This window comes from Arthrobacter sp. Leaf234, assembly GCF_001422665.1.
Lineage (GTDB): Bacteria > Actinomycetota > Actinomycetes > Actinomycetales > Micrococcaceae > Arthrobacter_D.
Genome location: NZ_LMLU01000001.1, coordinates 413219 through 426479, shown reverse-complemented (window position 1 = coordinate 426479; position 13261 = coordinate 413219). Strand labels below are relative to the sequence as shown.

Here is a 13261-nt window from a genome sequence, read left to right as displayed (position 1 = left end):
GTCGAGCAGAGAGATCCTCAGGGACGCCGCCGCAGTGGTCGCCTCGGGTGCCCGCCCCTTCCTTCGGGGTGCCGCTGCCCGGGCCGCGCAGCTCGCCCCCCGTCATCCGGCCCAGGTGATCGTGCTCGGGTTCGCCGGCGCCGTCCTCGTCGGCACCCTGCTGCTGATGCTGCCTACGTCGAAGGGGGGCGCCGGCGGTGCCACGTTCCTCGAGGCCCTGTTCACCGCGACGTCGGCGGTGTGCGTGACCGGCCTGATCGTCGTGGACACGCCCGTGTACTGGACCGGCGCCGGACACGTCATCATCCTCGCCCTCATCCAGCTGGGCGGTTTCGGCATCATGTCCTTCGCCTCGCTCCTCGGCGTCCTCCTGGCCCGCCGCATGGGTCTCCGGTCCCGGGTGTCTGCGGCTGCGGAGACCCGGAGCGTCGGCTTCGGCGACGTCCGGAACGTGCTCCTCGGCGTCCTGCGCATCACCCTGCTGGTCGAGTTCGTCACCGCCGTGGTGCTCGCCGTGCGGTTCGCGCTCCGCTACGGATACGGCCCGGCCGAGGCGGCGTGGCTGGGGGTCTTCCACTCGGTCTCGGCCTTCAACAACGCCGGGTTCGCCCTCTTCAGCGACAACCTCGTCGGCTATGCCGGGGACCCCTGGATCTGCCTGCCCGTCTGCGCTGCCGTCATCATCGGCGGACTCGGGTTCCCGGTGCTCTTCGAGCTGCGCCGTCACATCAGGTACCCGCGGAGGTGGCACACCACCACCAAGCTCGTCCTGGGCGGCACGGTGATCCTGCTGGTGGTCGGCACCGTCTTCATCACCGCCGTCGAGTGGTCGAATCCGGATACCCTCGGCGCCCTCCGACCCGAGGAACGTCTCCTCGCAGGCTTCTTCCAGTCCACCATGACGCGCACCGCGGGCTTCAACAGCGTGGACTTCGCGCAGCTGAACCCGGTCACGCTGCTCGCGATGGACGTGCTGATGTTCATCGGCGGAGGACCGGCGGGTACGGCCGGTGGCCTGAAGATCACCACCTTCGGCGTGCTGTTCTTCATCCTCTACACCGAGATCAGCGGGGGGACGGCCGTCAACGTGTTCGGCAAGCGCCTGCCACGGTCCACCCACCGCCAGGCCATCTCGATCGTCCTGCTCGCCGTCGGGCTGGTCATCACCGCAACCATGTTCCTCATGCTCACCACCGATTTCGGGTTGGACAGGGTCCTCTTCGAGGTCGTCTCGGCCTTCGCGACGGTGGGCCTGTCGACCGGCATCACCGCGGCCATCCCGCCGGCCGGGCAGGTGGTGCTGATCCTCGTGATGTTCGCCGGCCGCCTCGGGCCGGTCACCCTCGCGTCGGCGCTCGCGCTCCGCTCCAAGCCGCTCTACTTCGAATACCCCAAGGAAAGGCCGCTCATTGGCTAGGCAACGCATCTTCTCCTCCCGGCCCATCGAGGCGATCGCCGCGGCAGAATCCGTCGCCGTGATCGGGCTCGGTCGCTTCGGGGGTGCACTGGCGCTCGAGCTCGAGGCAGCCGGCACCGAGGTCCTCGGAATCGACGTCGACGAGGACGTGGTGCAGTCCTTCAACGGTCTCCTGACGCACGTGGTGCGGGCGGACACCACCAAGGAGGAGGCGTTGCGCCAGCTCTCCCTGCCGGAGTTCGACCGCGTGGTCGTCGGGATCGGCAGCGACCTCGAGGCGAGCATCCTGACGACGTCGATCCTCCTGCGCTTCGACCGCCCCACCCTGTGGGCGAAGGCCATCAGCGAACCGCACGCGCAGATCCTCTCGCAGCTCGGGGTGGAGCGGGTCATCCGGCCCGAGCACGACATGGGGAAGCGCGTTGCACACCTGGTGCGCGGCACGATGCTCGACTACGTGGAGTTCGAGGACAACTTCGCGATGGTCAAGACCCGTCCGCCGCGGGAGTACTGGGACCGTGAGCTCGGGACCACGGGACTGCGGGCGAAGTACGGCATCACGGTCGTCGCCGTGAAGCGCAAGGGCGGGGCGTGGGACCACACGACGGCGCAGACCACCCTGTACGACGACGACGAGATCATCGTGGCGGGGCCCACGCGCAAGGCGGAACTCTTCAGCGCGCTCCTCTGAGGCGCGGCATCGGGGCCCCGGGCATCCGGCCTCCGGCGGTGACCGGGTGGGCGGTCGGACGAACAACCCGATAGGCTGGTAGCTCTGGTGAGCCGGGAAGTCTGGTCGGCGCTCCCAGGAGCGTGCCCGATCGAAGGACCCCCGGTGAACGACCAGCCAGCTTCCCCGCAGCATCCGGCGCCGCCCGGCAGCCACGTCTTCTCCCGCAGCAGCTACCCGGAACACCTGCGCATCTCGACGATCCTGCGCAAGGAGACGGTCGGCGGGGCACTCCTGCTCCTGGCCACCGTCCTGGCACTGATCCTCGCCAATTCGCCTGCCGCGGACACCTACTTCTCGGTGCGCGACTACAGCTTCGGCTACGAACCCTGGCACCTCCGGCTCAGCGTCGGCACCTGGGCGGCGGACGGCCTGCTCGCGATCTTCTTCTTCCTGGCAGGGCTCGAACTGAAGCGCGAGTTCGTCGCCGGCGACCTCCGGAAGTTCGACCGCGCGATCGTCCCGGTCGCGGCCGCCGCGGGCGGCGTCATCGTCCCCGCACTCGTCTACGTGGCCATCACCGCCACCGCCGGCCCCGAAGCCCTGCGCGGCTGGGCCATCCCCACCGCGACGGACATCGCGTTCGCCGTCGCGGTGCTCGCCGTCGTCGGCTCGTTCCTGCCGAGCTCGCTGCGGATCTTCCTCCTCACGCTCGCCGTCGTGGACGACCTCATGGCGATCAGCATCATCGCGTTCTTCTACTCGGAGGACATCCAGGCTCCTCCGTTGCTCATCGCCATCGTCCCGCTGGCCCTCTACGCCTTCCTCGCGCAGCGCTTTCCGACGTTCTTCCAGCGCAGGGCCTGGGCGCCCTGGCTCATCCTCCTGCCCCTCGGCTTCGTGGTGTGGGCGCTCGTGCACGAGTCCGGCGTGCACGCCACCGTGGCCGGTGTGCTCCTCGGGTTCGCCATCCCCGTCCTGCCGAAGGGGGCCGGGGTCGGCACGGCCGGAGCGCACGGCGGGGACGCCGTCGAGGTGCGCCCGCTGGCCGGGCACGACGACGACGGGCCGCTCCAGGCGCACGACGTCGCACCGGACGGTCTCGCGGACACCCTCGAGCACCGCATCCGGCCCCTGTCAGCGGGGTTCGCCGTGCCGGTCTTCGCGTTCTTCAGTGCAGGAGTGGCCATCGGGGGCATGGAGGGTCTGGTCAGCGCGATCACGGATCCCATCGCCGTCGGCATCATGGTGGCCCTGGTGATCGGCAAGCCGGTGGGCATCCTGCTCGCCACCGTCGCCGTCACGAAGACCACGAAGGCCAGCCTCGACCCGGACCTGGCGTGGGTGGACATCATCGGCGTCGCGCTCCTCGCGGGCGTCGGCTTCACCGTCTCGCTGCTCATCAGCGAACTGGGGTTCGGGCAGGGCACGCCGGAGGACGACCACGCGAAGGTCGCCATCCTGGCCGGATCCCTCGTCGCGGCGCTCACGGCGGCCGTCCTGCTGCGACGACGGAACGCCAGATACCGCGAGATCGAGGAGCAGGACAGGATCGACGCCGATCAGGACGGCGTGCCGGATGTCTACGAGGGGCGCTAGCAGTCCCTGAGCGGCCTCAGGGCTTCCGCCACAGCCAGGACAGCGTCAGGGCACCTGCGCTGCGACGGAAGCCACTCTGCCCGGACACGACCTCGAGGACCGCCCACACCGCGAGGCAGACGGCGCTCGCCGTGCGCAGGCGCTCGCGGTTCTGCTCCTCGAGTGCCATGAACGACGCCGCTCCCAGCAGGGCCCAGCCGAGGATCGGCGCGTTCGGCTTCTGGGCGATGGTCTGGCGTCCGAGGCTGTCGGTGAAGAATCCCATCACGCGCCCTTCTTCCTCGTGGCGGACGCCTTCTTGGCGTCGGCCTTCTTCTCGCGGTTCTTCTCGACGCTGCGGCGGAGGGCTTCCATGAGGTCGAGGACGTTGTCGCCGTCGTCCTCCTCCTCGCTCCTGCCGAAGGTCTCCTCGGTGTCGAGGGTGTCACCCTTCTCGATCTTCGCGTCGATCAGGGTGCGCAACTGGACCTGGTAGTCGTCGGTGAAGTTCTCCGGATCGAAGTCGGTGGAGAAGGAGTCGACGAGTGCTGCGGACATCTCCTTCTCCTTGGCCGAGATGCGGACCTTCTCCTCGAGGGCCGGGAAGGACGCCTCACGCACCTCGTCGTCCCACAGCAGGGTCTGCAGCATCAGGACGTCGCCGCGCACGCGCAGGGCCGCGAGGCGGCTCTTCTGCCGGAGCGAGAACTGCACGATCGCCGTCCGGTCCGTCTCCTGGAGGGTGCGGCGCAGCAGGACGTAGGCCTTGGTGGAGGTGCTGTCGGGCTCGAGGTAGTAGGCGCGGTCCAGCATGATCGGATCGACCTGGTCGCTCGGTACGAACTCCACGACCTCGATCTCACGGCTGCGCTCCACCGGCAGGGACGCGAGGTCCTCGTCGGTCAGCACGACGGTGTGCTCGCCGTCGTCGTACGCCTTGTCGATGTGCTTGAAGTCGACCACCTCGCCGCAGACCTCGCAGCGCCGCTGGTAGCGGATCCGCCCGCCGTCCTTGTCATGCACCTGGTGCAGGGAGATGTCGTGGTCCTCGGTGGCGCTGTACACCTTCACCGGCACGTTGACGAGGCCGAACGCGACCGCACCCTTCCAGATGGCTCTCATGGTCCAAGTGAACACCAAGCAGGCTTACCGGACCAGACCGTGCGGCCCGCCCCCCTCTAGACTTGTGGGGTGACCGAGACCGTAGAGCCCATCGTCAGCAAGACCACCACGGACGACGGCGGGACGGTGCTGCGGCTGGAGTTCCAGTTCGCGTTCCCGCCGACCGTCCTGTGGAAGCACCTGACGGACGAGGGCAAGTTGAAGTACTGGTTCCCCTGCGAGATGGAGTTCGAGCCGAAGAAGGACGAGGAGATCCTCTTCCGGTACGCGGACCAGAAGCCGCTGCGCGGGACGGTGCTGGAAGCCGAACGGCCCTCCGTCCTCGCCTACACGTGGGAGCGGGACACGCTGCGCTGGGAGCTCGCCCGCACCGGCGACAACGGGGCGCAGCTCGTGCTCCTGCTGACTCCGGGCAGCCCCCGCCATGCCGCGACCATGGCCGCCGGCTGGCACCTGACCATCGCCGGGCTCGACGATTTCCTGAACAAGCGCAACCTCGGACAGAACCCGGCGCTGTGGGACGTCTACGTGGAGCGGTACCGCGAGCAGTTCGCGTGACGGACAGGCGTGCGGGGTCCTGCCTGCCCCGTGCTGCTGATTGGTAGTGGAATACCACGGGCATCCGGTCAAGACTGGGTGAATGGCTCCTCCACGCTCCGCACGGCAGCAGACCGTCACCGTGGAAGGGCGCACCCTCCGGCTCTCCAACCTCGACAAGGTGCTCTACCCGGCAACGGGCACCACGAAGGCGGACGTCCTCGCGTACTACGCGGCGGTCGCCCCGCAGGTCATCCATCACGCCGGCCATCGACCGGTCACCCGCAAGCGCTGGGTGCACGGTGTGGGCACTCCCGAGGAACCCGGCCAGGTCTTCTTCCAGAAGAACATCGACGACAACGCGCCCGCCTGGGTGCCGCGGAACGCCATCCAGCACAAGGATCACGTCAACGTCTATCCGATGGTGGACGACCTCGCGACGCTGACCTGGCTGGGACAGATCGCGGCGATCGAGATCCATGTCCCGCAGTGGCGTTTCGGGCCCGACGGCGGGAAGGGCAACGCCGACCGCCTGGTCCTGGACCTCGACCCCGGCCCCGGTGCCGGACTCGCCGAGTGCGCCGAGGTGGCGCTCATGGCCCGCACCATCCTGCAGGACATGGGGCTCGAGCCCTTCCCGGTCACGAGCGGCTCCAAGGGCATCCACCTCTACAGTGCGCTCGACGGACGGCAGACCTCCGAGCAGGTGTCCGCCGTCGCCCACGAACTGGCGCGTGCACTGGAGGCCGACCATCCGGACCTCGCGGTCAGCGACATGAAGAAGGCGCTGCGCGCGGGCAAGGTCCTCGTGGACTGGAGCCAGAACAACGCGAACAAGACCACCGTGAGCCCCTACTCCCTGCGGGGACGGTTCGAGCCGACGGTCGCAGCACCCCGCACCTGGGACGAGATCGAGGGAGCGGGCCTGGACCAGCTGGACTACCGCGAGGTCATGGAGCGCGTCACGCGGCTGGGCGATGTCCTCGCCCCGGCCACCACCGCACTGCCGGCGCCCGGCGGTGGTGCCGCCGCGCCGCCGTCCGACCGCCTGTCCACCTACCGCGCCATGCGGGACGCCACGAAGACGCCCGAGCCCGTGCCGGACACCGTTGCGCCGGCGGGCGGGAACAGCTTCGTCATCCAGGAGCACCATGCGCGGCGCCTGCACTACGACGTCCGGCTCGAGCGCGACGGCGTCCTGGTCTCCTGGGCCGTCCCGAAGGGACCGCCCCTGACGCCCAGCAGGAACCACCTCGCCGTCCAGACGGAGGACCATCCGCTGGACTACGGCTCCTTCGAGGGGACTATTCCGAAGGGGGAATACGGTGGCGGAGAAGTCACCATCTGGGATGCGGGCACCTATGACCTGGAGAAATGGCGCGACGGCAAGGAGGTCATCTGCACCCTGTACGGCAGGCCGGACGGCGGCCTGGCGCGCGGAGGCACCGCCATCCGCCGGTACGCCCTGATCAACACCGGCGGCGGGGCGAACGGCAAGAGCACCTGGCTCATGCACCTCATGAAGGAGCAGCCCGAGGACGTCCATGCAGCCGCGGAGCGCGGACCGGCGGGCAGTGGCGATGCCGGCGGTCCCGCGAAGCCTGCGGGGTCCGCCGGGTCCACCGGGGCCACCGGGTCCGCCCTGGTCCGGCCGATGCTCGCCACCCTCGGGTCGGAGCACTCGATCCCCGAGCCGGACCAGTGGGCGTACGAGATGAAGTGGGACGGCGTCCGGTGCATCGCCACGGTCAGCGGCGGGACCGTCACGCTCACGAGCCGCAACGGCATCGACACGACGGCCACCTACCCGGAACTCGCTGACCTCCCGGAGCTCCTGAGCGCCGGGGATGCGGTGCTCGACGGCGAGATCGTCGTGCTGGACGCCAGGGGCAGGCCCGATTTCGGGTTGCTGCAGACGCGCATGAAGCTCACGCGCCGGGCCGAGATCGACGCGGTGCGCACCCGGACCCCCGTGCGGTTCATGCTCTTCGACCTGCTCCGGCTCGACGGCAACGACCTCACCGGACTGCAGTACTGCCAGCGGCGCGAACTACTCGAGAAGGCCGTCGACGCGGCGGACGACGGCCACGTGCAGGTGCCGCCCGCGATCGACGCCACCCTCGAGGAGGCGGTCGGGGCGAGCCGCCGGCTCGGCCTCGAGGGCATCATGGCCAAGCGCCTCACGAGCGACTACCAGCCCGGGGCACGATCGTCGTCGTGGGTCAAGATCAAGCACCTGCACACGCAGGAGGTCGTCGTGGTGGGCTGGCGGCCGGGCAAGGGCAATCGCGCGTCGAAGGTCGGCTCGCTCCTCGTCGCCGTGCCCGACGGCGTGGACCTGCGCTATGTCGGCCGGGTCGGTTCCGGCCTGACCGAGCGGGACCTCGCGGAGGTCGGTGCACGCCTGAAGAAGCTCGCGCGGAAGACCGCACCGCTGGGTGACGTCCCCGGTGCGGATGCGTCCGACGCCCACTGGGTCCGGCCGTCGCTGGTCGGCGAGGTGCAGTACAGCGAGCACACGGGCACGGGGCGCCTGCGGCACCCCGTGTGGCGTGGCTGGCGACCGGACAAGACGCCGTCCGACGTCGTCGTCGAACTGTGAGGGACCGGGACATGAACGGCCAGGACATGGACAACCAGGGAGGCATACATGGCACATCTTGATATCGACGGACTGGACGCCTGGTGGCGGGCCGCCAACTACGTCTCGGTGGGTCAGATCTACCTCCGGGACAACGCCCTGCTCACGCGCCCGCTCGTGGGTGAGGACGTCAAGGCGCGACTGCTGGGCCACTGGGGCACCACCCCCGGACTGAACTTCGTCTACGCGCACCTCAACCGGGTCATCGCGGAGCGGCGGCAGGAGATGCTGTTCGTCACCGGCCCGGGCCACGGCGGACCCGCCAATGTCGCGAACGCGTGGCTCGAGGGGACCTACTCCGAGATCTACAGCAACATCGGCAGCGACGGCGCGGGCCTGAACGCGCTCTTCAAGCAGTTCAGCTATCCCGGCGGCATCCCCTCGCACGCGGCGCCCGAGACCCCCGGCTCCATCCACGAGGGCGGCGAACTCGGGTACAGCCTGGCACACGCCTACGGGGCCGTGTTCGACAACCCCTCGCTGATCGCGGCGGCGGTGGTGGGCGACGGCGAGGCCGAGACGGGACCCCTCGCGACGAGCTGGCACTCGACCAGCTTCGTGGACCCGGCCGTCGACGGGGCCGTCCTGCCGATCCTGCACCTCAACGGGTACAAGATCGCCAACCCCACGGTCCTGGCCCGCATGCCGGAGGAGCAGCTGCGGCAGCTGATGTACGGCTACGGGTACGACCCGCACTTCGTCACGGTCTCTGATCCGCGGGCCACCGAGGCGGCCCACCGCGACTTCGCGGCGGTCCTCGACACGTGCATCGACGAGATCCACGACATCCAGGCGCGGGCACGGACCTCGCCCGCGGGAGGCGGCGCCGGGGCGGCGCGCTGGCCCATGATCGTGCTGCGTTCGCCGAAGGGCTGGACCGGCCCGGCGGAGGTGGACGGCAAGCCCGTCGAGGGGACGTGGCGGGCGCACCAGGTGCCCCTGTCGGAGATCCACGACAACGAGGAGCATCTGCACCAGCTCGAGGAATGGCTGCGGTCCTACGATCCGGGATCCCTGTTCACGGACGAGGGCGGGCTCCGGCCCGAGATCGCCCGCCTGGCTCCCGACGGTGACCTGCGGATGAGCGCGACACCCTACGCGAACGGTGGACGCCTGCTCCGCGACCTCGTGCTGCCCGCCTACGCGGAGCACGCCGTGGAGGTCGCGCACCCCGGTTCCGAGAAGGTGAGCCCCATGATCACGGCGGGGGGTTACCTCCGCGACATCATCGAGCGCAATCCGCACAACTTCCGCCTGTTCGGGCCGGACGAGACGGCATCGAACCGGTTGTCGGCGGTCTACGAGGTGACGGACAAGGTGTGGCAGCCGCGGATCGAGGACGTCGACGAGCATCTGGCCCGCTCCGGTCGTGTCATGGAGGTCCTCAGCGAGCACCTCTGCCAGGGCTGGCTGGAGGGATACCTCCTCACCGGGCGGCACGGCGTCTTCAGCTGCTACGAGGCCTTCGTGCACATCGTCGACTCGATGTTCAACCAGTACGCGAAATGGCTGGAGATCCACAGGAAGCTCCCCTGGCGGCAGCCCATCGCGTCCTTCACGTACATGCTCTCGAGCCATGTCTGGCAGCAGGACCACAACGGGTTCTCCCACCAGGATCCGGGTTTCATCGACCACGTGGTGAACAAGAAGGCGGATGTCATCCGCGTCTACCTGCCACCGGACGCGAACACCATGCTCGCGGTCACGGATCACTGCCTGCAGGCCCGGGACACCATCAACGTGATCGTGACGGGAAAACAGCCCACGCCGACCTGGTTCGGGCCGGAGGAGGCGCGCCTGCACGTGACGCGGGGCATCGGCGTGCTGGACTTCGCGGGCTCGGAGGAGTCCGGGGTGGAGCCCGACGTCGTGCTCGGCTGTGCCGGGGACGTCCCGACCCTCGAGGTGATCGCCGCGGCAGGCCTGCTGACGGCAGGGATACCCGGGCTGAAGATCCGCGTGGTCAACGTCGTCGACCTCATGCGCCTGCAGGACTCCACCGAGCACCCGCACGGCCTGTCCGCACGCGAGTTCGACACCCTGTTCACCACGTCGAAACCGGTCATCTTCGCCTACCACGGCTATCCCTGGCTCATCCACCGGCTCACGTACCGGCGGAACAACCACCCGAACCTGCACGTTCGGGGCTATAAGGAGGAAGGCACGACGACGACGCCGTTCGACATGGCGATGCTGAACCAGATCGACCGGTTCCAGCTGGCCATGGACGTGATCGACCGCGTGCCGACCCTCGGAGCGACCGAAGCGCGGTTCCGCCAAGACCTGCAGGACCAGCGGCAGCGTGCCTGGCAGTACACGCGCGACGCCGGGAAGGACCTGGAGTCCATCACCGGCTGGACGCTCGACGAATCTTCGCCGGACGACGCGAAGTAAAACCCGTCGCCCACAACGATAAGGAGCACGCTGAATGACCGACACGAGCATTTCCGCAACCCGGACCATCGACGCACCCGCCGGCACCATCTTCCATTTCCTGTCCGACCCCGCGCATCACGCGGCCCTCGACGGGTCCGGCATGGTGCAGTCGGACAGCAAGTCCGACCGCATCACCGGCTCCGGGCAGGTGTTCACCATGAACCAGACGTGGGACAAGATGGGGGGCGACTACCAGACGGACAACCACGTGATCGGCTACGACGAGAACAAGCTCCTCGCCTGGAAGACGGCGCCGGCGGGTGAGGAGCCCCCGGGATGGGAGTGGGTCTGGCGCTTCGAGGCGACCGGCCCCGGGTCGACGGACGTCTCGGTCACCTACGACTGGTCCGCGGTCACCGACAAGGAGCTGCTGAAGACCATCGGCTTCCCCGCGGTGTCGCAGGACGCCCTCGAGGGTACGCTCGCGAATCTCGCGGCGCAGGTCTCCGAGGCCTGATCGTCCCTCCGCACGGACGACGGCGGCCGGTCCCCTTCCGGGGGCCGGCCGCCGTCGCGAGCGGGTCGGCATCGATCGCCCCGAGCGAGCGGCGTCCGCCGGCCCGAGCGGCCCACCGATCCGCCGGGGCAGGATGTCGGCTGGAGGCATCGGTGCGGACCGCGGCCGCTTCCAGCCCGAGGTCTCCGCTATTTCAACAGCGCGACATCCGAGACGAGCTCGATGTGCCGCTGCATCGCCGCGGCTGCGGCGGCTGCGTCCTGCGCCCGGATGGCATCGGCGATACCCCGGTGCGAGGCGAGCGACTGCTCGGGCCGGCCCGGCTGTGCGAGGGACTCGAGGCGGGTCTCCAGGACCATCTCCCCGATGAACGCCATGAGTTGCGCCATGACCGGGGAGTGCGCCGCGGCCGTGACGGCCTGGTGGAAGAGCTCGTCCCCGTGCGCGCCGCGGTCGCCGTCGTCGATCTCCGCCTGCATGGCCGCCAGGGCGGCGTCGATCGCGGCGAGGTCCGTCTCCGTGCGCCGTTCCGCGGCGAGGGCCGCGAGCTTCACCTCGAGGGTGCTGCGCGCCTCGACGATGTCGGGGAGCCTGCTCCGGTGCTCCCGGAGGCCCTTGATGACGCTGGCCACGCTCGCACGATGCCGCAGGACCGCCCCGGTGCCGTGCTGGACGTCGATCACGCCGAGCACCTCGAGCGCCACGAGCGCCTGCGCGAGGGTGGCGCGGGAGACGCCGAGCCGCTCGGCCAGGTCCCGTTCCGCCGGCAGCAGGTCCCCGGGCTGGAGTCTGGCCGATTCGATGTAGCCCAGGAGCTGTTCGACGAGTTGCTCGTACAGCCGCGGCCGTGCCAGGCGCCCCAGTGGTTGCGGGCTGGCGGCGTCGCTCATTCTGACTCTCCCCGGGGTAGTGGTGCGCTCATGCTACCGGCCAGTGATTGACAGGGACACCCACTCTCCTACAGGCTAGGCCAGTGATCCTGTGCCACAGGTCACACCCCGCCCGTCCGTCGCACGCTGGAGGATCACGATGTCCGCTCCGCTCCTATCGATCATCATCCTCGCGGCGATGTTCCTGATAGCCACCCTGCTCCCGATCAACATGGGGGCCCTCGCCTTCGTCGGAGCCTTCCTGCTGGGAGCCGTCGTCCTCGGCATGGAGACCGACGACATCATCGCCGAGTTCCCCGGCGGCCTGTTCCTCACCCTGGTCGGGGTCACCTACCTGTTCGCGATCGCGCAGAACAACGGCACCATCGACCTGCTCGTCAACGCCGCCGTCAAACTGGTCCGCAACCGCGTGGCGCTCATCCCCTGGGTCATGTTCCTCATCACCGCCGTGATCACGGCGGTGGGGGCGCTCGGCCCGGCCGCCGTCGCCATCATGGCCCCCGTGGCGCTGGGCTTCGCCGCCCGCCACAAGATCTCCCCGCTGCTCATGGGCATGATGGTCGTGCACGGCGCGCAGGCCGGCGGATTCTCGCCCATCGCGGTATACGGCGTGATCGTCAACGACATCGTCGGCGAGTCCGGATTCGAGTCCAGCCCGCTGGCCGTCTTCCTCTCCAGCTTCATCTTCAACCTCCTGATCGCCGTGGTCCTGTTCATCGTCCTCGGCGGCCGCAGCCTCCTGACCTCCCGTATGGGCCAGTTCGTCGAGGAGGCCGCCGAGGCCCGTTTCAGCGCGAGCCCCGGGATGCGCCGGGCGGACGTCGCCTACAAGGGCACGGGCAGCGGCACGTACGGCCCTCGTGATCCCGCGGGCGACGGCGTCGTCGCCACCAAGTCGCGCGAGGACCGCATCTCCCAGCCGATGACCATCCTCGGCCTGATCGCCCTCGCCGTGATCGCCCTCGGATTCAAGGTCGACGTCGGCTTCGTGGCCATCACGATCGCCGTGGTCCTCGCCCTCATCTCGCCGAAGGCCCAGAGCGGAGCGGTCAACAAGATCGCCTGGTCCACCGTGCTGCTCATCTGCGGGATGCTCACCTTCGTCGGCGTCCTGACCGAGGCCGGGACGATCGAGTACGTGTCCGACGGTGTCGCGGGCCTCGGAGCGCCGCTGCTCGCCGCACTCCTCATCTGCTACATCGGGGCCGTGGTCTCCGCCTTCGCGTCGTCGACCGCGATCCTCGCCGCCCTGATCCCGCTGGCCATCCCATTCCTCGAGACCGGTGCCGTGAGTGCGGTCGGCGTCGTCTGCGCCCTCGCGGTGTCCTCCACGATCGTCGACGTCTCGCCGTTCTCCACCAACGGCGCGCTGGTCCTGGCCAACGCACCGGAGGGGACGGACAAGGACCGCTTCTACAAGCAGATCCTCGGGTACGGCGCGATCGTCGTCGTCGCCGGACCGATCATCGCCTGGCTCGTCCTCGTGGTGCCCGGCTGGCTCTGATCATCGCCG

At 69.2% G+C, this 13261-nt stretch carries 10 protein-coding genes and 1 pseudogene; 8 read left to right on the top strand and 3 right to left on the bottom strand.

Going from position 1 to position 13261, the window contains the following annotated elements; genetic code table 11:
- The first annotated feature begins 34 nt into the window (after positions 1 to 34).
- The 3 genes from ASF21_RS01945 to nhaA all read left to right on the top strand — a co-directional run bounded on the left by ASF21_RS01945 (position 35) and on the right by nhaA (position 3686).
- Positions 35 to 1417 carry a TrkH family potassium uptake protein gene (locus ASF21_RS01945; protein ID WP_055766054.1) on the top strand — a complete coding sequence of 461 codons (1383 nt, stop codon included), beginning with the start codon at positions 35 to 37 and terminating at the stop codon, positions 1415 to 1417.
- Positions 1410 to 2108: a potassium channel family protein gene (locus tag ASF21_RS01940; RefSeq protein WP_235498623.1), complete on the top strand. Its 699-nt coding sequence runs from the start codon at positions 1410 to 1412 to the stop codon at positions 2106 to 2108. The genes ASF21_RS01945 and ASF21_RS01940 overlap by 8 nt, the downstream gene beginning before the upstream one ends.
- A gap of 144 nt (positions 2109 to 2252) precedes the next feature.
- A complete protein-coding gene (gene nhaA, locus ASF21_RS01935; RefSeq protein ID WP_055766050.1) occupies positions 2253 to 3686 on the top strand; it encodes a Na+/H+ antiporter NhaA in 1434 nt (477 codons plus the stop codon).
- Positions 3687 to 3702: 16 nt separating this feature from the next.
- Here nhaA and ASF21_RS01930 read toward each other — a convergent pair whose 3' ends face one another.
- Together ASF21_RS01930 and ASF21_RS01925 are read right to left on the bottom strand one after the other, a co-directional pair.
- Positions 3703 to 3951: a hypothetical protein gene (locus ASF21_RS01930; protein WP_055766047.1), complete on the bottom strand. Its 249-nt coding sequence runs from the start codon at positions 3949 to 3951 to the stop codon at positions 3703 to 3705.
- Positions 3951 to 4787 (bottom strand): Ku protein, encoded by an 837-nt coding sequence (locus ASF21_RS01925; RefSeq protein ID WP_055766044.1) that lies wholly within the window; start codon positions 4785 to 4787, stop codon positions 3951 to 3953. The genes ASF21_RS01930 and ASF21_RS01925 overlap by 1 nt, the downstream gene beginning before the upstream one ends.
- A 69-nt stretch (positions 4788 to 4856) precedes the next feature.
- On the opposite strand from ASF21_RS01925, the gene ASF21_RS01920 reads away from it, so the two are divergent.
- The 4 genes and pseudogenes from ASF21_RS01920 (at position 4857) to ASF21_RS01905 (ending at position 10858) form a co-directional block, all read left to right on the top strand.
- Positions 4857 to 5345 carry an SRPBCC domain-containing protein gene (locus tag ASF21_RS01920; protein ID WP_055766042.1) on the top strand — a complete coding sequence of 163 codons (489 nt, stop codon included), beginning with the start codon at positions 4857 to 4859 and terminating at the stop codon, positions 5343 to 5345.
- 82 nt (positions 5346 to 5427) lie between these two features.
- Positions 5428 to 7926 (top strand): ATP-dependent DNA ligase, encoded by a 2499-nt coding sequence (locus ASF21_RS01915; protein ID WP_055766039.1) that lies wholly within the window; start codon positions 5428 to 5430, stop codon positions 7924 to 7926.
- Positions 7927 to 7956: 30 nt separating this feature from the next.
- Positions 7957 to 10359: pseudogene (locus tag ASF21_RS01910) on the top strand (phosphoketolase); the annotation flags it as partial.
- Positions 10360 to 10393: 34 nt separating this feature from the next.
- Positions 10394 to 10858 carry an SRPBCC family protein gene (locus ASF21_RS01905; RefSeq protein ID WP_055766033.1) on the top strand — a complete coding sequence of 155 codons (465 nt, stop codon included), beginning with the start codon at positions 10394 to 10396 and terminating at the stop codon, positions 10856 to 10858.
- Positions 10859 to 11046: 188 nt separating this feature from the next.
- On the opposite strand, the gene ASF21_RS01900 is transcribed toward ASF21_RS01905, so the two are convergent.
- Positions 11047 to 11748, bottom strand: coding sequence for a FadR/GntR family transcriptional regulator (locus ASF21_RS01900; RefSeq protein WP_055766030.1), 702 nt, complete (start codon positions 11746 to 11748; stop codon positions 11047 to 11049).
- A 139-nt stretch (positions 11749 to 11887) separates the two neighbouring features.
- Between ASF21_RS01900 and ASF21_RS01895 the strand changes: the two genes are divergently transcribed.
- Positions 11888 to 13252 (top strand): SLC13 family permease, encoded by a 1365-nt coding sequence (locus ASF21_RS01895; protein WP_055766027.1) that lies wholly within the window; start codon positions 11888 to 11890, stop codon positions 13250 to 13252.
- Positions 13253 to 13261: the final 9 nt, after the last annotated feature.

Bases quoted from the DNA above. Each gene is read 5' to 3' on its own strand.
- ASF21_RS01930 (WP_055766047.1), bottom strand. From the start codon at position 3,951: ATGGGATTCTTCACCGACAGCCTCGGACGCCAGACCATCGCCCAGAAG.
- ASF21_RS01925 (WP_055766044.1), bottom strand. From the start codon at position 4,787: ATGAGAGCCATCTGGAAGGGTGCGGTCGCGTTCGGCCTCGTCAACGTG.
- ASF21_RS01915 (WP_055766039.1), top strand. From the start codon at position 5,428: ATGGCTCCTCCACGCTCCGCACGGCAGCAGACCGTCACCGTGGAAGGG.
- ASF21_RS01905 (WP_055766033.1), top strand. From the start codon at position 10,394: ATGACCGACACGAGCATTTCCGCAACCCGGACCATCGACGCACCCGCC.
- ASF21_RS01900 (WP_055766030.1), bottom strand. From the start codon at position 11,748: ATGAGCGACGCCGCCAGCCCGCAACCACTGGGGCGCCTGGCACGGCCG.
- ASF21_RS01895 (WP_055766027.1), top strand. From the start codon at position 11,888: ATGTCCGCTCCGCTCCTATCGATCATCATCCTCGCGGCGATGTTCCTG.